The organism is Virgibacillus flavescens, assembly GCF_050574275.1.
GTDB lineage: Bacteria > Bacillota > Bacilli > Bacillales > Amphibacillaceae > Virgibacillus_F > Virgibacillus_F flavescens.
The window spans coordinates 3,408,157-3,428,788 of sequence record NZ_CP192260.1 but is presented as its reverse complement, the minus strand read 5'-3'; the positions used below and the strand labels follow the sequence as shown (position 1 = coordinate 3,428,788).

The window sequence follows — 20,632 nt, the reverse complement described above, 5'->3', positions numbered from 1 at the left end:
TCAAGTAGCTAAGAATCGCAAAAAATCCGAACAAGGTGAATGGACCCGTTCGGATTTTTAAATAAATTATATTTTTTTATTTTGTGATTAAACTTTAAGTTAATCTTGGGTCTTCAAGTAACCGTTCAATTTCTTCTTTATGATGTGTTTCATCAGATATCATATCGTCAAGTTTTACAACAAGCTCGGTTAATTTCAATTTTTCTGCTTGTTCCTTACGTTTTTCATAGCGTTTTATTGTATCTGTTTCAGACTGTAAGGATGCCTCAAGTAAATCTCTGACTTCTGTAGGCTGCGGAATATCAGCAGACTTTGTGGTTGGTGTTCCGCCTAGCGTTTTAATTTTTTCAGATAAGTACAATGCATGGCCTAATTCGTCAGTAATTTCTGCTTCGAAAAATGGTTTCAACGCTGAACGATAAAGCCCGGATACTACTGACGCACTATACGTATATTGAATTGCAGCTCCATATTCATTTGCTAAATCTACATTTAATCCATCTATTAATTCCTGTAATTCTTTATCCATTATCTATCCCAGCCTTTCATTTTTTGTATCTAATTTACTAATTCCCATAACAAGTCTTTTTAAACGTTCCAATTCGGGTATATTTAACGTAAGGAGGTATTTTACAGTGAGAAATAGAAGTCGTTATTTATATGTTTTTCTGCTTGCGTTTGTTTTATTCACAACGTTTCTGTGGATAGTAAAAATTAGTAATGGAACGATCCCGCTACTTGATCAATGGTCGAGAAACTTTGTGAGTACGCTGGCCGATTCAAATATATACTTCCTGTTTAGGTGGGTAACCGAGCTTGGATCAGGTACTTTTCTAACACCGTTTACCATTATTATGGGAATTGTGCTGTGGTTCATTTTTCGTGATTGGTTTGTAGCGACAATGTTCACTGGTGGGACTTTGTTGAGCCATGGACTTAATGTTGGTATTAAAGTTCTGGTTGAAAGACAGAGACCAAGAATTTTTGCCGCTGCAGAAGCAGAAGGTTATAGCTTTCCCTCCGGACACGCAATGATTTCGATGGTTTGCTTCGGTTTACTTGTATATTTTTTATCGAAAAAAATAAAGTCTAAAAAAGCAATTCTTATTATGCAAATAAGTGTTACAATCCTTATATTCTGTATAGGAATGAGCCGATATATCATACGAGTGCATTATCTTACAGATGTTTTAGCAGGGTTTTTATTTGGCTACTTATTTATTTTAATATGGACGTATTTGTATGAAGCTATCCACAACCGACGAACTACTCAGTCTTAAGACTGAGATTAAAACGTTCTGCAGGTCGTTATGAAAGAACGCCTCAACCGATATGATAAAGATACAAATTAAACCACTTATCGGAAGGGCGTTACATATGAACGTCGCATCACAAGCTTCAAGCGAAGTAACTAGCATTCCTTTATCAAAAAATCGCAATTTTATGTTTTTATTTATCGCTGCGTTATTTTCATCACCAGGATATTATGTATACTTAATAGGAGCAGAATGGTTGATGTTAACCATAAATGACAATCGTTTTTATTTTGGGATGCTTTTTTTAGCTGCCTCCATACCAAGGCTGCTATTACTGACCGCTGGGGGAATTATTGCAGACCGGTTTAACAAACGAACAGTCCTGTTTATTTCTGATGCTTCAAGAGCGCTATTAATTCTTATCCTGATTTTTCTGGTATGGTCAGACACAGTGACGAGCTATCACCTGATAGGACTCGCTGCGTTATTTGGAATATCTGATGCTTTCAGTTATCCCGCTCTAAATGCACTTACACCTACCATTTTAGAAGAAGAGCAACTACAGAGAGGAAATTCCCTCATTCAGATGACAACACAAATCAGTCCAATTCTTGGTCCTGCCCTTGGCGGAAGCATGATTGCGTTCCTTGGATTTGAAGGAGTATTCTCTGTAGCTTTTGTAATGCTGCTGCTCTCTTCTTTAGCGGTCTTACTTATCTCTTTACCGAAGGATGAAACGGAAGTTGACCGGCCAACTCCTTTGGAAGACTTAAAAGAAGGATTTCGATATGCGAAGAAAAATGAACTTGTGATTTCGATTGTGACTGTTGGGTTTTTTATAAATTTCTTTTTCTCTGGCCCATTATCAATAGGTATCCCCATAATAGTTAAGGATATATTTAATGGAAATGCATTAGGTCTGGCGACACTTGAGATTTCAATGGGAATTGGAGCATTACTTGGAGCGGTATTACTTGCTACAATTAAGCTTAAAAAGCCTGGCATCGCATTAATTGGCAGTCTTATTATACTGGGGTTACTATTTGCCTGCACCGGCCTCTCAGCATATCTCTACCTGACCGCTGCACTTGTTGCGACAATGGCTTTTCTGACTCAATTAATCAACATTCCATTGATTACAATGCTGCAGCAAACAACGGAAAAGAAAATGCTCGGAAGAATGATGAGCTTTCTGATGACGGTTTCTACAGGATTGATACCAGTGTCCTATCTTGTAACGTCATTTTTACTTGCTGCTGGTATTCCCATTCAGACAATAATAAGCATAAGTGGAATTATAGTTGCAATAATTGGAGTTTATTGTATAAAAAATAAAACCATTATGCGTTACCAATAAAATGGAGAGAGTGATTGATATGAATAATCGATTTTTACGAACGTTATTCGCATTTATTATTATTGTAATAGGAATAATTTTAGTTTTACAGAATCTAAATATGGTCAATATGAACATGGATGGACTTTGGCCATATGTCTATTCTTCGTTATTTATCGTCTTCGGTTTAAAATGGCTTATCGATGATTTACGGCATGAGGGTGGAAGCTGGATAGCTGGTTCTTTTCTGTTTATCTTCGGATCATTACTAATACTGGGAGAACTGCAATTTATTCAGTTTAGCTTTAATGACGTTCTTAAGTTATGGCCATTGCTTATTGTGTATATTGGATTCAGTATAATTGGCCGTCCGAAGCGGAAGAAAAATTTTAAGTTTGTAATTGATACAGACGATAATAAGAAAGAGTCCAATTCACATAGAGGTAAGAAGGGAAGTCGATTTTCAATGGGCGATCACCAATTCACCGAACCCAACTGGAAAGTGGAACCGATGGATTTATATAATGCTGCAGGTGATTACTATATCGATTTTTCAAAAGCATTTATACCTGAAAAGGAAATACCGATAAGCATTAACAGCTGGGCAGGGGATATTCAGATACTGATGCCGGAGAATGTTGCCTGTCGAATTGAAGCTTCCGTAAAAGCTGGTGAGGTGAATGTCATGGGACAAACATCTGAAGGAATAAATAGAAGTGTATATTATAAGAGTGATGACTATGATGAGGCAACGCGGAAGTTGGATATATTGCTGAAATTAAAAGCGGGATCTGTACGCGTGGATAAAGTGTAATGGAGGTGTTTATCCATGTTAAAACGACTGAGCAGCATACGATTTAGTTATATAAGTTCCCATTTCTACGGAATGTTTTTGACTACTGTAATTCTGTTATCCTTGCTATTATCCATATATGTTCTGGTTGAACCGCTATGGCTTACAGCTGAAAGTATCTTTTTATTTATCATATCTTATGCAGTTCTTGCACTATTCATTTCACTGTTTGTAGGTTTTAAGTCGAGTGGAGACATGAAAGAACGGCTTGATTATTTTTCAGTACTAATCACACAATTTGCTAATGGAAACTATCATTCCCGCGTATATTTTAATGAAGATGATGAGATAGCACGTATTGGAAACGAATTAAATGAGTTAGGCAAAAAAATGCAGAACCAAGTTAAATCACTACAACGGATGGCAGATGAAAAGGCCGATTTTGCAAAATCGGCACATAAGGCTGCTGTAATCGAAGAGAGACAACGGTTAGCGCGTGATCTTCATGATTCTGTCAGTCAGCAATTATTTGGAGTAACCATGATGGCCGAAGCATCGCTAAGACAGTTTGATAAAAATCCTGAAATGGCAAAGTCACAGCTTGAGGATGTCGCTGCAAGTGCATTACAGGCACAAACAGAAATGCGTGCATTATTGCTCCATTTGCGGCCAGTTCACCTATCAGGTGAGCCCCTGCCACTTGGATTAAAGAAATTAGTAGCGGAGCTTAAGCAAAAAAGCACGGTGAATTTTAAATTGGATATAGACGAATCTATGAAATTACCGGAAACCACAGAAGAACACGTATTTCGTATCATTCAGGAATCGCTCTCCAATATTCTGAGGCATGCAGAGGCAGATGAAGTAAAAATAAAAATTCAGGAACGTTCAAAGGAGCTATTCCTGCATATAGCGGATAATGGCCAGGGTTTTGACGTGGGTGAGGATTCTAATCGGAAAACTTCATATGGATTAAAAACAATGAAAGAACGCAGTGAAGAATTGGGCGGTACGTTTACCATTCGCTCCATTACTGGTGAAGGTACCTATATTGATATTCGAATTCCGTGCTAAGGGGAGGAAGAAAATGATAAGAGTTGTTGTTGTAGATGACCATGATGTTGTCCGTAAAGGGATTGTATCGTATCTGCAGACCGAAGATGCAATTGAAGTGGTTGGGCAGGCATCAAATGGAAACGAAGGTGCTGCTCTGGTTATAAAAGAAAAGCCGGATGTTGTGTTAATGGACCTGATGATGGAAAATGGAAGTGGTATTGATGCGACAAGAACGATCACGGATCATGAGATAGATACGAAGATTATTATTTTAACAAGCTTTTACGATGATAAACAGGTATTTCCAGCAATCGAAGCGGGTGCATTTAGTTATCTATTAAAAACGTCGTCTGCAAATGAAATTGTTACTGCAATCATTAAAGCGTCAAAAGGGGAAAATGTTATTGAACCTAAAGTGGCTGGTCGAATGATGTCAACTTTCCGTTCTTCCTCACATAAGGCGCATGATGATTTAACCGAGCGGGAACTGGAGGTTTTGATCTGTATTGGCAATGGGATGACAAATCTGGAAATTAGTGAAAAATTATTTATTGGAATTAAAACTGTGAAAACTCACGTGAGTAATATCTTGGGGAAACTTGATGTTCATGACAGAACGCAAGCAGCCGTATATGTTCACAGAAATAACCTAATTTCGTCAGAGGATTAGCAAATTGCAGTCCTCTTTTTTGTTTTTTTAAGATTAGAATTGTATACTATCTATGTATCTTTTTAATGAAGGAGTATACATATATATGAATCATTCTAAAAAAAGCGAAACGCTAATTTTTCTTATCTGGGCCCAGAGTTTACTAGCAATGCTAGGGAGCTTGTTTTTCTCGGAACTAATGGATTATGTTCCATGTGAATTATGCTGGTTTCAGCGGATATTAATGTATCCACTTGTAATTATCTATGGAGCAGCAATGATAAGAAAGAATATGTCCATGGCTTTTCCTGGACTTATTTTAAGCGGAATTGGCATTTTTGTATCCACTTATCATTATTTGATTCAAAAACTGCCAGCACTGCAGGATACAGCTGGAGCGTGTGGACTCATACCTTGTACGACGCAATATATTAATTATTTTGGTTTTGTTACCATTCCTTTTTTAGCAGGTACTGCGTTTATCGTGATTTTTGTACTTCACATTCTGTTAATTAAACAAAAATAGGGGGAAATAAACGGTGAAAAAAAAGATGTTGCTTTTTATAGTAGTGCTAGTTGTTTTATTTGCTGCACTTTACTTTGTGATTCAATATAAAAATAATCAGGCGATTGGGGATAGCGATAACCCATACGGTAAAAGTGAGCTGCATCAGGCGACGATTGATCAGCTGGATGACCCGAATTACCAAAATCAGATTTTACCAGATGAACTAAGTGAAAAGATTGAAAGCGGAGAGGCTGTAACGGTCTATTTTTACGATCCTACGTGTCCACACTGTCAGCGTACAACACCTGAACTTGTTCCTTTAGCGGACGAGCTTGGGATTGATGTAAAGAAACTTAACGTATTAGAGTTTAAAGATGCATGGAATACGTACAATATTGATGGCACTCCAACTCTTATCCATTTTGAAAACGGAGAAGAACAAGCACGTATCAGCGGCGGACAAACTAAAGAAACACTGCGGGCATTTTTCAAAGAAAATGGCTTAGCGGAATAAGAACTTAAAAAACCGGGCAGAGTGCTCGGTTTTTTAAAAGATAAGAATGTATAAGCTATTAGTTACTTTTGTCGTAGTAGATGGAAACTGCGAAATAACTTACCACTTTGAGAATGCTACGATATGACAGCAACGAGATTTCCGCAGATGGCAGTCGCGCACCTTAGGGCGGCTGGTGAGCCTCCTCGTGCTATCGCACTCCGGGGTCTCACCGATGCCTGTCCTCCCGCAGGAGTCGACTGCCATCCGCTCCAATCTCTAGACAAAATATGGATGTCGCAGATTTATTAACTGCTACCCTGATAGCACGGCTATGCTATTTCTACATGTTCTAGTTTAAAAAAACAAAGACATAAACAGCTTTACCAGTCCTGGTGAGCGGAGGGCGGTGACTCCAGCGGGAACAGCACGAGTCTGAAGGCCCCGCAGAGTGGGGTTGCAGTGCACCCCTATAGTTGGACACCCAATTAACAATAGGAGGTGCCTGGATGAGAAAGATGACAGAGAAGGAAAAACACGATGTTGTGCAACGTTATATAAAAGAGAGTTATAGTTATCGGGGCTTAGCGAAAGAAAGCGGGATTGACGAATCTGTATTACGCTATTGGGTAAAATTATATGAGTATCATGGAAATCAAGCTTTTCAATTTCCCTATACAAACTATACGCCAGCCTTTAAGCTAGATATAATTACGTTTATTGAAGAGAAGAATTTCTCTCTTCGAGAGGCATCGGCGATCTTCCACATTCCTGATCCTGCTATGGTTCGGAAGTGGAAGAAAAAGTGGGAGACTGGTGGATTCGATGCCCTTAAACCAACACGGAAGGGGAATCCCCATATGACAGCACATCAAAAGAAAAATTCGAAGAATGAAAAACCTGCTAAGGATCCTATAGAGGAAATGCAAAAAGAACTGGAACACTTGCGTATGGAGAATGCCTATCTAAAAAAGTTGAGAGCCTTAGTTCAAAACAAGGAAAAATCACCAAACAAGACAAAGCGAAAGTAGTCTATGAACTAAGGGTCGAATTCGCGGTAAAAAAACTTATAAAGTTGGCAGGTATTCCGCGGAGTACCTACTACTACTGGGTAAAAACATTTAATCGAGCTGACAAAGATACCACATTAAAGTCATTGATCCAATCGATTTATCATGAACATGATGGACGGTATGGCTATCGTCGCATTCAATTAGAATTAGCAAATAAGGGATACCTAGTGAATCACAAAAAAGTGCAGCGATTAATGAAGGCGTTAGGCTTGAAAAGCCTTGTTCGCATAAAGAAATACCGTTCGTATAAGGGCAAAGTTGGTAAGACTGCTCCCAATATCTTAAATCGCGATTTCAAGGCGGAAAAACCAAATGAAAAATGGGTGACCGACATTACAGAATTTAAATTATTCGGAGAGAAACTTTACTTATCTCCTGTTCTTGATTTATTTAATGGCGAAATTATCTCCTACACGATTGGTTCTAGACCAACCTACTCCCTAGTCTCCGACATGTTAGAAGCGTCTTTGGAGCGCATCACGGATAATGATGAACTGATTATCCACTCGGATCAGGGGTGGCACTACCAGATGAAAAAATACCGCCAAGCTCTAGAGGAACGTGGCATCACACAAAGTATGTCACGAAAAGGAAACTGTTATGACAACGCCGTTATTGAAAATTTCTTCGGAATTATGAAATCTGAATTTCTTTATCTCAACCAATTTGAAAGCATAGATCACTTCAAACAAGAGCTAGTAGAATATATGGATTACTATAATAACAAACGAATAAAAACAAAATTAAAAGGAAAGAGTCCGATTCAATACCGAACTCTTTCCCAACAAGCAGCTTAACGAAAAATCTGTCCAACTTTTCGGGGTCACTTCAGGTTCTCGAGGAGACTGAAGCCGTGCCCGCGGAAAGCATCCGCCCGCAGCGATCCTGGACGACGGCTTTAGAACATTTCTTGGTAATAAATTTACTTCGCAGTATAGAGATTTTGTGTCACTACGAAAATGGATTGCGAGATATTCAACTATTCCTGGGAGAATCACCTTATTTTATTCTGCGATAATTGAGGAATAAGTAAAAACTCGTCATTCGCTATTAAAGACGAGGCGAATGACGAGTTTTTCTAATTTGTAATCATTAATCAGGATTTACCATATTGTACATTGTTAAAAATGGCTTATCTGCAAAAAAAGCAGGTGGCTTTGTGTCGCCTACTCCATTTGGATGTTGTTTTTTAAAGGCATCGGACTTCTTCCAATTATCAAAGTCTTCGACCGTTGCCCACTGTGTTAATACAATGTATGTGTTTCCGCTTTTAGGACGAAGTAACCGGAATGCCTGAAATCCAGGTGAAGAATCTACTGATGCGTTTCGTTGTTTAAAACGATCTTCAAAAACAGTTCTCCCATCATCCGTAACAGTTATATTGTTCATTACGACGAAGCCCTTTTCTTCGATTTTCCCATTATCCATTATCACCTCGAAGCCTCTTCCTGAAGCAAAAACGTTTTCACTGTTGTTTTCATAATAGGCTAGTGTGCCATTTCCACTACTCATGAGATGGAAGTCAATCTGCGGATGTTTAGCGACCAGTTTTTTTATAAATTCTAATGTGCCGTTTGTCATATATGCATCCATATTTGTATCCCCTTTCACAATGTCTCTTTCATATTACCGTTTCATCCAATATTAATCAAAAATAAACGATAATTGATATAAACTGTATCACTTTCAGATTGTTGAAAACTGTCGTATACTGTATGTGTGATTGGATTTTTACGATCATGTGCAGAGGTGAACAAGCAGATAATGAATAAGAAGAAGAAAGCACGAAATCCCGTCTTAACGATAAAACAAATTATTTTGCTGATTATACTTAGTATATGTTTAGGAATCGCTGGATATTTAGTTATTATTTTTGGTGGAAAGCTGGTAGTTAACGAAGAAGCGTTAATACTGGATGCAACGACCACAATTGAAACAACGGACGGTGAAGTAATAGCTGAATTATATAATGAAAATAGAACGATTGTCTCGATTGAACAGATCCCAGAGCATGTGCAGGAAGCATTTGTGGCTATTGAAGATCGTCGGTTTTACAGCCATTCCGGCATCGATTTTCAATCAGTTGCAAGAGCGGTATACAAAGATATTATCGCTTTTGCCAAGGTGGAAGGTGCAAGTACAATTACACAGCAGTTAGCGAAAAATCTTTTTCTGCACAATGATAAAACCTGGATGAGAAAAACGAAAGAAGTTATGGCCGCTATTTATTTGGAAAGAGAATTCACGAAAGAACACATTCTTGAAATGTATTTGAATGAAATTTATTTCGGAGCCGGTGTGTACGGAATAGAAGAAGCATCACAGTTGTTTTTCTCTAAATCGGTTGAAGATTTAACACTTAGCGAAGGTGCGCTCCTTGCAGGTTTGGCAAAAGCTCCGAACGGCTACTCACCAATTAATCATCCGAAGAAGGCTTTAACGAGACGTAATGTGGTCCTGAACGCGATGCGGCAGACTGATAAGATTTCCGCAGAAACGCTTGTCCAGACGAAAGGTAAAACACTTGGCTTGAACATTCAAAAAGAAAAAGAAAATCCGTGGGTTGATAGTTACGTTGATTTAGTAATGAAAGAAGCTTCTGAAGTCTATCAGCTTTCGGTGGATGAATTACAGCGTGGTGGTTACCGCATTGTTGTCGGGATAGATACGAATATTCAACAAATAGCGTATAACCAGTTTAAGAATGATACGTACTTTCCGGGCAATACGGCAGGTGCACAAGGTGCTTTTGTGATGATGAATGAGTCTGAGGGGGCGATTGTTGCTGCAATTGGTGGACGGGCGTACGAATTAGGAAATCTGAACAGAATTACTGTTCAGCGCCAGCCTGGTTCAACGATTAAGCCGGTAGCTGTTTATGGTCCAGCATTAATGAAGGAAGAGTATAGTCCGTATTCGCTTATACCGGATCAGAAGGTCAGCTACGAGGGGTACACTGCTGAAAATGTTGTAGATAAATACGACGGAGCTGTTTCGGTTTTTGAAGCTTTGCGTGTTTCAAAAAATGCTCCAGCAGTGTGGTTACTGGATGCCATTGGAATCAGTTATTCTAAGTCATTTTTAGAAAAAATGAATATTGATATTCAGGATAAAGGACTTGCTATTGCGCTTGGTGGTTTATCAAATGGCATAACCCCGATCAACATGATGGAAAGCTATCGTCCATTTGTGCATGGCGGAAAGTTTATGGAGTCACATACAATCAACCGTATCTATGACAAACAGAATAAAGAGATAACTACTGAAGAACAAAAGGAAAAACAGGTATTCAGCAATCAAGTCGCATGGAACATGACTGAAATGCTAATTAATGTGGTGGAGAATGGTACTGCCGAAGCGGGGGAGTTCGAGAAAGCACTGGCCGGAAAAACAGGGTCAACGCAACACCCGCTTGTTAATGGGGAGTATAAGGACGCCTGGTTCGTTGGATATACGCCTGAATATGTAAGTGCAACGTGGATGGGCTTTGACCGTTCAGACAAAGACCATTTCCTGACTGATGGCAGTGCATACCCAACGATGCTGACGAAAGCCATTTTATCTGAGGTCGACGAACAAAAGAATTTGTCTAAAACGTTTACGAAACCAAAAAATGTCGAACCGCTTCCAGCGCCTGTCGAAATGCCAGGTATGGTGCAGCTCGAAGCAAACTACGTGTTTGGAGGATTTTCTTTCGTAAAAGGAAAGCTAACGTGGTCCAAATCGGATGATGATCGAGTTATGTACCGCATCTATGAAGAACAGGCAGGAATTGATAAACGAATAGGTGAAGTAGAAGGTCAATCTGAATTTATCATTGACGATCTCCCGTTATTTAAAACAACCAGGTACTATGTTGTTCCATATAATCCACTGACTAAGGTGGAAGGTGCTAAGTCAAATACAGTGAAAATAGAACTGTAATCGACAAATTCATGACAATCAAACTGCTTTGCTATACAGCCTAATAGGAAATCGATATAGTATATAGTAGAATTTATGCTGTTAAAAAGGGTGGAAAAAATGTTAAAGCAAATGAATGATACAATAATTAGAGCCTATAATGGTGAAAAAACAGATCATGTCCCTGCATGGTTTATGCGACAGGCAGGGCGTTCACAAGAAGAATACCGAGAAATTAAAAAGAAATATTCATTGTTTGAAATAACACATCAGCCTGAGCTGTGTGCGTATGTTACACGCTTGCCAGTTGAAAACTATGGTGTGGATGCAGCCATTTTGTATAAAGATATAATGTCACCACTACCTGCTCTTGGTGTCGACGTTGAAATCAAGAAAAACATCGGTCCGGTTATTCATAATCCAATTAGAAGTTTTCAAGATGTTGAGAAGCTTGGAAAGATTAATCCAGCGAGTGATGTACCATATGTACTTGAGACCATCCGTTTGCTGACAGAAGAACAATTAAGTGTGCCTTTAATTGGATTTAGTGGCGCACCATTCACATTAGCGAGCTATATGATTGAAGGTGGACCTTCAAAGAATTATCATAAAACAAAAGCATTCATGTATCGAGAGCCTGAATCCTGGTTTGCGTTAATGGACAAACTCTCTGACATGGTTGTTACGTATGCAAAAGCACAGATCCATGCTGGAGCTAAAGCTATTCAGATATTTGACTCATGGGTTGGTGCGTTAAACGAATCCGACTATCGAATCTTTATTAAACCTGCAATGCAGCATATCTTCAAGGAACTGCAAAAAGAAGGGGTGCCATTAATATTATTCGGTATCGGATCGCGACACCTATTAATGGAATGGAACGATCTTCCTGTTGATGTACTTGGCCTGGACTGGCGCACATCCATTCAGGAAGCAAGAAAGATGGGCGTATCAAAAGTGCTGCAAGGCAACTTGGATCCTGCTATTCTTCTGGCAGACTGGGATACGATTGAAGAACGGACCAAAGCAATGCTGGATCAGGGTATGCAGGACAAGCAAGGATATGTATTTAACTTGGGCCATGGTGTAACACCGGAAATAAATCCGGCTACACTCAAAAAGGTAACGGAATTAGTCCATAACTACTCTAAGAAATAAGAACTTTAAACCGAGGTGTATGAAAATGGGAAAGAAAAAAATGGGATTATTGGTTATGGCGTATGGTACGCCGTACAAAGAAGAGGACATTGAACGATATTACACACATATCAGACGTGGCCGTCAGCCATCACCTGAGATGCTTCAGGATTTGACTGATCGGTACAAGGCAATTGGAGGAATATCTCCACTTGCAAGAATCACAGATGAACAAGCTAATGCATTAGGATCCGAGCTTAATAAAGTACAGGATGACTATGAATTTCATGTTTATATTGGACTGAAACACATCGAGCCGTTTATTGAAGATGCAGTGGAACAAATGGCAAATGACGGAATAGAAGAAGCAGTATCAATCGTACTTGCCCCACACTATTCAACATTCAGCGTTAAGTCATATAATAAACGTGCGAACGATGAAGCAGAAAAACAAGGTAATCTTACTATTACATCAGTCGAAAGCTGGTATGATGCGCCTGGATTTATTAACTATTGGGCAAATCAGATTAAGACTGTTTACGATGCTATGCCAACTGAAGAAAAAGAAAAAGCAGTACTCATTGTTTCAGCACATAGTTTACCAGAGAAAATTCTTCAAAATGGTGATCCGTATCCGGAACAGTTAAAAGAAACCGCTCGATTAATTTCCAATGCAACAGGCATTAGAAACTATGAAATCGGATGGCAGAGTGAAGGGAATACACCAGATCCATGGATTGGACCAGATGTACAGGACCTGACTAGAGACTTATACAACGAAAAAGGATACCGTTCGTTTGTCTATGCACCAGTAGGATTTATAGCAGATCATCTGGAAGTCTTATTTGACAATGATTATGAATGTAAAGTAGTTTGCGATGAACTTGGAGCAAACTATCATCGCCCAGAAATGCCTAACGTGCATCCTGATTTCATTGCGACATTAGGTGAAGTTGTTTTAAAACAGGTAAGGCGTGATGTTTAGTGCATACATCTAAAAATATTGTGATTGTTGGCGGCGGGATAACAGGTTTATCTGCCGCTTACTATTTGCAAAAAGAAATTCGCGAACAAAACCTTCCTTATCAAGTGAAACTGGTTGAAGCAAGTGATCGATTAGGTGGTATCATTCGTACAGAGAAAAAAGATGGATTTACGATTGAAAGAGGACCAGACTCATTTCTATCCAGAAAGACACCAGCCGTTAAATTGGCAGCAGAAGTTGGGCTGGACGATCAGCTAGTGCGAAACAGTACCGGTCAGGCTTACATTTTAGTGAAAAATAAATTACATAAAATACCACGTGGATTCCACATGGGTATACCAAGAACGAAACGTCCACTTCTGTTTTCGCCATTATTTTCAATAAAAGGAAAGATGCGGACGGGGCTTGATTATGTTCTGCCAAAAAGCAAGAAGAAGGAAGACCAATCGTTAGGTGGATTTTTCAGGCACCGGTTTGGCAATGAACTTGTTGATAATTTAATTGACCCGTTGTTGTCCGGGATCTATTCGGGCGACATTGACGATATGAGTTTAATGGCGACATTTCCGAACTTTTACCAATTAGAACAAAAGCACGGAAGTCTTATTAAAGGCCTAGATAAAACACTGCCCAAAACAACCGGATCGAAAAAGCAAAATCCTGGAATGTTTTATTCGTTCAAGGGTGGGTTTGAGTCACTCGTAAACGGAATAGAGCAAAGACTGGAAGATAACACTGTAACACTAAATACCGCAGTTGATCATATCGAGAAAAAGGAACATGGCTATCATCTCCTATTAAGTAATGGTGAAGTGTTTAAAGCAGACGCTGTTGTAATGGCCACGCAGCACCTTACATTACCTAAAATTTTCAGCCAATATGATTTCTTTCATGAATTTGATTCAGTTCCTGCTACGTCTGTTGCGAACGTCGCAATGGCATTTGACCAATCAGCGATAAAGAAAGATATTGATGGAACTGGATTTTTGGTGGCGAAGAATAGTGATTTCCGTATTACTGCGTGTACCTGGACACACAAGAAGTGGCCAGAGACAACGCCTGCGGGCAACGTTTTACTCAGATGTTATTTAGGGCGTCCTACTGATCAGGACGTGGTGGATCTTTCTGATGAAGAAATCAAAGCAATTGTGTTAAAAGACTTAAGTAAGATAATGAAGATTGATCAGGAACCGAAGTTCAGTGTGATAACCCGCTGGAAAAATGCTCGCCCCCAATATACAGTGGGTCATACGGAGCGGTTGGCAAATGTAAGGGACGCGATGGATGAGGCACTGCCAGGCGTTTATCTTGCAGGCAGCTCGTACGAAGGTGTCGGTGTACCGGACTGTATTGATCAAGGGGAAAAAGCTGTGGCAAATGTCTTGGAATTTTTGCGTAATTAAAAAGGAGCTCACAATTTGTGAGTTCCTTTTGATTTAAGTGAACGGACTACTCGTATGTCTTTTCCAACTCATTTACTAGTGTACCAATGTAATTTACAGCGGTGCGAATGGCATCTGGTTTTGACATATCGACATCTGCCATTTTAGCAAGCTCAAGTGGTGGCATCGTACCGCCAGCTTTCAGTACATCAATCCATCGGTCAACTGCTGGCTGACCTTCTTCCTGTATTTTCTTCGCTACAGCTGTTGAAACAGTCAATCCGGCAGAATACGTGTAAGGATATAAGCCCATATAGTAATGCGGCTGACGCATCCATGTTAACCCTGCACCTTCATCAAATATAACACTGTCTCCCCAGAAGTTTTCCAGTGCTTCACGTTTTTGCTGACTCAATATGGAAGCAGTTAATGGTGTTCCTTCTTCGGCGAGCTTGTAGACGCGGCGCTGGAATTCACCTTCTAATAAATGCGTGACAAAATTATGATAATAGGTTCCCAGTAATTGAGTAATAACCCACCGTTTCATTCGCTTATCATTCGTTTTATTCATAAGATGTTCTGCTAGAAGCAGTTCATTTAATGTCGACGGCGCTTCAACGAAATAAGTGGATGGACGTGTGTTTACAAGCGACTGGTTTTCACCTGCTAAATAAAAATGTCCTGCATGACCGAGTTCATGTGCCAGTATAAATGCCCCACGCATATTACCTGTCCAGGTAACTAGAATGTAGGGATGAACGCCATAAGGACTGGAGCAGAAAGCACCGGTAGCTTTCCCAACATTGTCCGCCAAATCCACCCAGCGGTCATTGATACCTTTCTTCATGATTTCACTGTATTCGTCTCCCATAACACTAAGTGCATCTAAAATAGTAGAAGTTGCTTCTTCATATGTGGTTTCAGGATTGAAATTTGGGTCTAGCGGCGCTTTTAAATCACAGTAATGCAGACTTTCTAATCCTAGTTCATTTCTTTTCAATTCGGCAAATTTGCGCATATGCGGTGCTAGCTCTTCTTGAACAATATCCAGCTGATTATGGTACATTTCAGTAGTAACCTGCTGTTTATGCAATAACATATCTGTAACTGAATCGTAGGAACGCAGCCTTGACATGGTTACCTGCTTTGTTACTTCTGTTGCGTAGGTTGCTGCGTATGTGTGTTTGTACTGGTTTAATGTTTTCACAAATGAATCATAAGCTTTTCTCCGAACCTCAGTGTCTGCCGATAGTTCATAACGATCTTCATAGAGTGCAGCTGACATTGGAAGTTCTTCACCATCATTTGCAGTGATCGGTGCGAATTCCATGTCGGATGATTTGCTGCGTTGATAAATCATGTATGGAGCGCTATGTACCTCGCCAAGTGCTGCTAGTGTTTCCTCTATTTCAGGGGATAACGTATACGCTTTTTTCTCAACGATATCGTGGAGCATTTTTTTATAAGGCTGCAATTCCGCTTTTTCATCAAGAAATTGCTGAATGGTATCTGTTGAAAGTGTCAATAACTCTGATTCAACAAATGAAAGCTTTGCCCCGATTTGTGCTAATACGGCAGATACTCTAGCGGCGTCTGATTGATATTCTGAATCAGAACCATCAGCATTAGCTCGTAAACTTGCATATGTAGCCACTCGGATGATTTTTTTCTCGTAATCTTCAAGTGCTGCTAAGCATTCTGATAAAACAGAAGCACTTGCTGCTAACTGACCTTTATATTGTGTCACATTAATGATCTCTTGTTGAACTTCTCTGAGTGCGGTCTCCCAGTCTTTTCTGGAAGCAAAAAGATCAGTCAGATCCCATGTGTTTTCTTTAGGGACCTCATTTCGTTTCAATCTTCTCGTTTTTGTATTCATCCTGTAACCCCTCCCAATAATAGATCGGAACTTTAAAATAAGTATAAATCAATTCTATTCTGAATGATATGTTTTAATTTCTAAATATTTCTATATAAAGAAAAAACAGCTAAGAAATCAGCTGTTTTATAGTTAATATAATTGGATATGTTATAGTACAGTGTAGAAATCATTCTCTTGTTTTATCTTGCTGGATGATCACATTCGTCACATAGATTACCATAACAATCTGCCAGTTCAAGCATGTCATTTCCGCAATCTTGGCACTTTTTCTTTGGTAAGGATCTAAAAAATTCAACGACGTTTTTCATGTGTATCCTCCTTTAACTTAATACGTGTATTGTACTATAACAGTATGAAAGTAGTCAACGGTGTGTTACAACAAATTCAAAAAAGAGGTGTTTAACTAATGAAGTGTACCGTAATTGGGTTTTGGGGTGGTTATCCCGCTGAAGGAGGGGCAACATCAGCGTATCTGCTGGAAAAAGATGATTTTTCACTACTCATTGATGTTGGAAGTGGAGCGTTATCAACAGTGCAGAAGTATAAGCATGTAATGGAAATCGATGCAGTCGTTTTATCACACTACCACCATGATCACATTGCTGACATTGGTGTGCTGCAGTATGCATGGCTTGTCCATAGTTATCTTCGTGAAGAAAAAGAAATCTTGCCTATTTATGGCCATAAGGAAAATAAGGATAAATTTGAGACCTTAACCCATCAATGTACAGAAGGAATTTCATACGATCCGGGTAAGGAGCTCCATGTAGGGCCATTTGTAATCACATTTTTAAAAACAAATCATCCTGTTCCGTGTTACGGAATGAGGATCACCGACGGAGAAGATGTTATTGTTTATACAGCTGACACCTCGTATAAAGAAGAGTGGAATGATTTTGCAAAAGAAGCAGACCTATTAATAACCGATTGTAACTTTTACGAAAGCCAGGACGGATCAGCTGCCGGACACATGAACAGTAAAGAAGGTGCAACTATAGCCAGCAGAGCAAATGTTGGTGAACTGATGTTGAGCCATCTTCCGCAATATGGTGATAGAAATGATTTAGTTCTGGAAGCGCAGAAATATTTTACGGGGAAAATCGAACTAGCAGAAACGGGTCGGGTATGGGAGAAAAATAGGATATAACTTTTGATTGAAAGCGCTCTTTCGATTACAATTAAAGATGGATAAAAAACGATTGGGAGGTCAAATTAGTATGAAATTTATTGATAATAAAGGAATCACAGATCCTGCAATTAATCTAGCACTTGAAGAGTATGTGTTACAAAACTTTGGTGAAACAGATACATATCTATTGTTTTACATAAACAAGCCTTCTATTATTATTGGAAGAAATCAGAACTCAGTGGAAGAGATTAACACTGAGTATGTGGATAAAAATGGAATAAAAGTAGTGCGGCGTCTTTCAGGTGGTGGAGCAGTTTATCACGATGAGGGCAATCTGAATTTTAGTTTTATTACCAAGGATGATGGAGAGAGCTTCCATAATTTTGCGAAGTTCACGAAACCTGTTGTAGAAGCTTTGAATAAGCTTGGGGTACCAGCAGAATTGAAGGGACGAAATGATCTTTTAGCTGATGGACGTAAAATTTCTGGAAACGCACAGTTTTCTACGAAAGGTCGTATGTTTAGTCATGGTACACTAATGTTTGACTCGGAAATTGAGCATGTTGTTGCTGCATTGAACGTAAAGAAAGAAAAAATTGAATCAAAGGGTATTAAATCTATTCGCAGCCGTGTTGCAAACATTTCTGAATTCCTGGAAGAAAAAGTAGAGATGGCGGAATTTAAAGATCTAATTCTTCGATATATCTTCGACGTGGAGGACGTGAAAGATGTCCCACGTTATGAGTTAACGGAACAGGATTGGGAAAATGTTCATCAGATATCGAAAGAACGTTACCAGAACTGGGATTGGAACTTTGGTAAATCACCGAAATTCAATACAAAAGCTTCACACAAATTTGATTCTGGTCTTGTCGATGTTCGACTGGAAGTTAAAAAAGGAATCATTGAAAACTGTAAAATTTATGGTGACTTCTTCGGACTTGGAAATGTTGGGGAAGTGGAAGAAAAGTTAACTGGAGTACGCCACGAGCGGAAAGCAATTGAAGATGCACTTGAAAATGTTGACATTCCACATTACCTAGGCAAAATTTCAAAAGAAGATTTCATTAACTTAATCTACTAATACTCAATAATAAATTCTTTTCAGGATTACGAATTTAATTGTAAAGGCAAAGTGGACATGCAAAAATGTCCACTTTGCCTCTTTTTGTAACTAAACCGTGTAGCTTTTACAGATAATTTAGACTTGCTATTAATTTGTCTGTATTTTATAATTAATATGAATTTTAAGGTAAAAATGAATGACTATTCATTCATATAGACTAGGAATCGGGGAGGCACAAAAGTGAATCTAAGTAATCAATTAACAGAGATAACGAAACAGTCACCAGAGAAACCGGCATATGTATTTGAGGGGAAATCTACGACATATAAGGAGTTAGATGGGGCAATCACAAAATTTGCATCACGGTTGCGTGATTTGGGTTATGAAAAAGGAGACCATATTGCACTGGTAGTGGGAAATAGTCCATATTACGTGATAGGTTTATATGGCGCACTGCGTTTAGGTGCAGTAGTTATTCCGATTAATCCTTTGTATACCGCAAGTGAAATGACGTATATTTTGAAAAATGGCGATGTAAAAGCTGTTATTACAATGGATATTCTGATGGAAAAATTTGAAGCGATGGCGGAACAACTTTCAAGCGTAGAACATTATATATCCTGTGAGTCTGGTAAGGACATTTCATTTGATGAATATTCAATCCTGCCAAAAATGAAATCGTTTTCAAAACTAGTTGCGGAGGGAAGTCTTAATTTCGATGCACCTTCTCTTGAAGAAGATGAAGTGGCAATTATTTTGTATACATCGGGTACAACCGGAAACCCAAAAGGGGCCATGCTTACACATAAAAACCTTTTTTCGAACGCAAAGGATGTTGCAGATTATTTGACTATATCAAGTGATGATCGTGTAATCGCAGCATTACCAATGTTTCATGTGTTTTGTCTGACAGTCGCACTAAATGCACCACTTATGAATGGTGGTACAATCCTGATTGTTCCATCATTTTCACCGCAGGAAGTCTTTCGGATAGCTAAAGAAGAAATTGCAACTGTTTTTGCTGGAGTGCCTACGATGTACAATTATCTTCTGCAAAGCATGAACGGTTATGAGGATTGTTTTTCCACGATCCGGTTGTGCATCAGTGGAGGTGCATCAATGCCAGTAGCATTGCTTAAACAGTTTGAGCAGTCTTTCCAGGTAAGTATTTCAGAAGGATATGGTCTTTCTGAAGCATCACCAGTTGCATGCTTTAATCCACTTGACCGCCCGAGAAAACCTGGTTCGATTGGTACAAGCATCTCCAATGTTGAAAATAAAATAGTTGATGAATTTGGTGAAGAAGTGCCTGTTGGTGAAGTAGGTGAACTGATTGTCAGAGGTCCTAATATAATGAAAGGCTATTATAAAATGCCTGAAGAAACTTCGCATGCACTCAAAGATAGCTGGCTTTATACCGGGGACATGGCACGAATGGATGATGAAGGATATTTCTATATCGTGGATCGTAAAAAAGACATGATCATTGTCGGTGGATTTAACGTATATCCGAGAGAAGTGGAAGAAGTTCTTTACACACATCCAAGTATTTCTGAAGCTGCTGTTGTCGGTACACCGGATTCGAATACGGGGGAAGCAATTATTAGTTTTGTTGTTTCAAAAGATCCTTCCTTAAAAGAGGATATACTTATCGAGTTTTGTAAAAGTCATTTAGCAAAATACAAAGTACCTAAATCCATCGAGTTTTTGGATGAATTGCCTAAAAATACAACTGGAAAAATACTGCGAAAGAACCTGCGTACTATAATAAAAAGTAAATAAGCGAAAAAAGCAAAAGTATATTTGATATAGCATAATCCGAACGAGCTATTTGACTTCGTTCGGATTATTTTAATTTTCAATTGGTACGACGGTTTTTCACTGAGGAGTTTCTTGGATCGTTCGACAGTATAAAAGACACTACGAAAATATGACTTGGAGAGGATATCTCACTTGTACATGGAGTGGTTATGTATGAAACTTC

Annotated in this window: 19 protein-coding genes; 15 read left to right on the top strand and 4 right to left on the bottom strand. The window is 39.0% G+C overall.

The annotated features are described in order from the left end of the window. Nucleotides 1-94: 94 nt before the first annotated feature. On the bottom strand, nucleotides 95-529 hold the full coding sequence (locus tag VBD025_RS17410) for a ferritin-like domain-containing protein (RefSeq protein ID WP_430787801.1): 435 nt from the start codon (nucleotides 527-529) through the stop codon (nucleotides 95-97). Between the two features lie 106 nt (nucleotides 530-635). On the opposite strand from VBD025_RS17410, the gene VBD025_RS17405 reads away from it, so the two are divergent. From VBD025_RS17405 to VBD025_RS17370, 8 genes are all read left to right on the top strand, one after another. Continuing rightward, the gene (locus VBD025_RS17405) at nucleotides 636-1,280 is read left to right on the top strand and encodes a phosphatase PAP2 family protein (protein ID WP_430787799.1); all 645 of its coding nucleotides are present in this window, start codon (nucleotides 636-638) and stop codon (nucleotides 1,278-1,280) included. A 52-nt stretch (nucleotides 1,281-1,332) separates the two neighbouring features. Then, a complete protein-coding gene (locus VBD025_RS17400) occupies nucleotides 1,333-2,613 on the top strand; it encodes an MFS transporter (protein ID WP_430787797.1) in 1,281 nt (426 codons plus the stop codon). Nucleotides 2,614-2,632: 19 nt separating this feature from the next. Continuing rightward, nucleotides 2,633-3,406, top strand: a complete 774-nt coding sequence (liaF, locus tag VBD025_RS17395; protein ID WP_430787795.1) for a cell wall-active antibiotics response protein LiaF — start codon at nucleotides 2,633-2,635, stop codon at nucleotides 3,404-3,406. Between the two features lie 15 nt (nucleotides 3,407-3,421). Then, nucleotides 3,422-4,459 (top strand): histidine kinase, encoded by a 1,038-nt coding sequence (locus VBD025_RS17390; RefSeq protein WP_430787793.1) that lies wholly within the window; start codon nucleotides 3,422-3,424, stop codon nucleotides 4,457-4,459. A 13-nt stretch (nucleotides 4,460-4,472) separates the two neighbouring features. Next, nucleotides 4,473-5,111 (top strand): response regulator, encoded by a 639-nt coding sequence (locus VBD025_RS17385; RefSeq protein WP_430787791.1) that lies wholly within the window; start codon nucleotides 4,473-4,475, stop codon nucleotides 5,109-5,111. Between the two features lie 85 nt (nucleotides 5,112-5,196). Continuing rightward, nucleotides 5,197-5,616 (top strand): disulfide oxidoreductase, encoded by a 420-nt coding sequence (locus VBD025_RS17380; RefSeq protein WP_430787789.1) that lies wholly within the window; start codon nucleotides 5,197-5,199, stop codon nucleotides 5,614-5,616. 13 nt (nucleotides 5,617-5,629) lie between these two features. Further along, the gene (locus VBD025_RS17375; protein ID WP_430787787.1) at nucleotides 5,630-6,112 is read left to right on the top strand and encodes a thioredoxin family protein; all 483 of its coding nucleotides are present in this window, start codon (nucleotides 5,630-5,632) and stop codon (nucleotides 6,110-6,112) included. A 488-nt stretch (nucleotides 6,113-6,600) separates the two neighbouring features. After that, a protein-coding gene (locus VBD025_RS17370; protein WP_430787785.1) for an IS3 family transposase occupies nucleotides 6,601-7,961 on the top strand; the annotation gives its coding sequence in 2 pieces (ribosomal slippage) (nucleotides 6,601-7,057 and nucleotides 7,057-7,961; 1,362 coding nt in all). A 295-nt stretch (nucleotides 7,962-8,256) separates the two neighbouring features. Here the strand turns inward: VBD025_RS17370 and VBD025_RS17365 are convergent. Beyond that, nucleotides 8,257-8,757, bottom strand: coding sequence for an antibiotic biosynthesis monooxygenase family protein (locus VBD025_RS17365; protein WP_430787783.1), 501 nt, complete (start codon nucleotides 8,755-8,757; stop codon nucleotides 8,257-8,259). 171 nt (nucleotides 8,758-8,928) lie between these two features. Here VBD025_RS17365 and VBD025_RS17360 point away from each other — a divergent pair, with 171 nt between their 5' ends. From VBD025_RS17360 to hemY, 4 genes are all read left to right on the top strand, one after another. After that, on the top strand, nucleotides 8,929-11,088 hold the full coding sequence (locus VBD025_RS17360) for a transglycosylase domain-containing protein (RefSeq protein WP_430787781.1): 2,160 nt from the start codon (nucleotides 8,929-8,931) through the stop codon (nucleotides 11,086-11,088). A 99-nt stretch (nucleotides 11,089-11,187) separates the two neighbouring features. After that, nucleotides 11,188-12,225: a uroporphyrinogen decarboxylase gene (gene hemE, locus VBD025_RS17355; protein ID WP_430787779.1), complete on the top strand. Its 1,038-nt coding sequence runs from the start codon at nucleotides 11,188-11,190 to the stop codon at nucleotides 12,223-12,225. Between the two features lie 25 nt (nucleotides 12,226-12,250). After that, entirely contained in the window at nucleotides 12,251-13,189 is a 939-nt protein-coding gene (gene hemH / locus VBD025_RS17350) for a ferrochelatase (protein WP_430787777.1), read from the top strand. Beyond that, nucleotides 13,189-14,592, top strand: a complete 1,404-nt coding sequence (hemY, locus tag VBD025_RS17345) for a protoporphyrinogen oxidase (protein WP_430787775.1) — start codon at nucleotides 13,189-13,191, stop codon at nucleotides 14,590-14,592. Before hemH ends, hemY begins: the two co-directional genes overlap by 1 nt. Nucleotides 14,593-14,638: 46 nt before the next feature. On the opposite strand, the gene pepF is transcribed toward hemY, so the two are convergent. After that, nucleotides 14,639-16,450 (bottom strand): oligoendopeptidase F, encoded by a 1,812-nt coding sequence (gene pepF, locus VBD025_RS17340; RefSeq protein ID WP_430787773.1) that lies wholly within the window; start codon nucleotides 16,448-16,450, stop codon nucleotides 14,639-14,641. Between the two features lie 182 nt (nucleotides 16,451-16,632). Next, nucleotides 16,633-16,761 (bottom strand): protein YhfH, encoded by a 129-nt coding sequence (yhfH, locus tag VBD025_RS17335; protein WP_430787771.1) that lies wholly within the window; start codon nucleotides 16,759-16,761, stop codon nucleotides 16,633-16,635. Between the two features lie 98 nt (nucleotides 16,762-16,859). Here yhfH and VBD025_RS17330 point away from each other — a divergent pair, with 98 nt between their 5' ends. From VBD025_RS17330 to VBD025_RS17320, 3 genes are all read left to right on the top strand, one after another. Next, on the top strand, nucleotides 16,860-17,600 hold the full coding sequence (locus tag VBD025_RS17330; protein ID WP_430787769.1) for an MBL fold metallo-hydrolase: 741 nt from the start codon (nucleotides 16,860-16,862) through the stop codon (nucleotides 17,598-17,600). Nucleotides 17,601-17,670: 70 nt separating this feature from the next. Then, nucleotides 17,671-18,666: a lipoate--protein ligase gene (locus VBD025_RS17325; RefSeq protein WP_430787767.1), complete on the top strand. Its 996-nt coding sequence runs from the start codon at nucleotides 17,671-17,673 to the stop codon at nucleotides 18,664-18,666. Between the two features lie 222 nt (nucleotides 18,667-18,888). Next, nucleotides 18,889-20,430, top strand: a complete 1,542-nt coding sequence (locus tag VBD025_RS17320; protein WP_430787765.1) for a fatty acid--CoA ligase family protein — start codon at nucleotides 18,889-18,891, stop codon at nucleotides 20,428-20,430. The last annotated feature ends 202 nt before the right edge of the window (nucleotides 20,431-20,632 follow it).

Excerpts from the sequence above, each read along its gene's own strand:
- hemE (WP_430787779.1), top strand. The coding sequence starts at position 11,188 with ATGTTAAAGCAAATGAATGATACAATAATTAGAGCCTATAATGGTGAA.
- VBD025_RS17360 (WP_430787781.1), top strand. The coding sequence starts at position 8,929 with ATGAATAAGAAGAAGAAAGCACGAAATCCCGTCTTAACGATAAAACAA.
- liaF (WP_430787795.1), top strand. The coding sequence starts at position 2,633 with ATGAATAATCGATTTTTACGAACGTTATTCGCATTTATTATTATTGTA.
- VBD025_RS17325 (WP_430787767.1), top strand. The coding sequence starts at position 17,671 with ATGAAATTTATTGATAATAAAGGAATCACAGATCCTGCAATTAATCTA.
- VBD025_RS17330 (WP_430787769.1), top strand. The coding sequence starts at position 16,860 with ATGAAGTGTACCGTAATTGGGTTTTGGGGTGGTTATCCCGCTGAAGGA.
- VBD025_RS17380 (WP_430787789.1), top strand. The coding sequence starts at position 5,197 with ATGAATCATTCTAAAAAAAGCGAAACGCTAATTTTTCTTATCTGGGCC.
- VBD025_RS17385 (WP_430787791.1), top strand. The coding sequence starts at position 4,473 with ATGATAAGAGTTGTTGTTGTAGATGACCATGATGTTGTCCGTAAAGGG.
- VBD025_RS17400 (WP_430787797.1), top strand. The coding sequence starts at position 1,333 with ATGATAAAGATACAAATTAAACCACTTATCGGAAGGGCGTTACATATG.
- VBD025_RS17365 (WP_430787783.1), bottom strand. The coding sequence starts at position 8,757 with ATGGATGCATATATGACAAACGGCACATTAGAATTTATAAAAAAACTG.
- VBD025_RS17390 (WP_430787793.1), top strand. The coding sequence starts at position 3,422 with ATGTTAAAACGACTGAGCAGCATACGATTTAGTTATATAAGTTCCCAT.
- pepF (WP_430787773.1), bottom strand. The coding sequence starts at position 16,450 with ATGAATACAAAAACGAGAAGATTGAAACGAAATGAGGTCCCTAAAGAA.
- yhfH (WP_430787771.1), bottom strand. The coding sequence starts at position 16,761 with ATGAAAAACGTCGTTGAATTTTTTAGATCCTTACCAAAGAAAAAGTGC.
- hemH (WP_430787777.1), top strand. The coding sequence starts at position 12,251 with ATGGGAAAGAAAAAAATGGGATTATTGGTTATGGCGTATGGTACGCCG.
- VBD025_RS17410 (WP_430787801.1), bottom strand. The coding sequence starts at position 529 with ATGGATAAAGAATTACAGGAATTAATAGATGGATTAAATGTAGATTTA.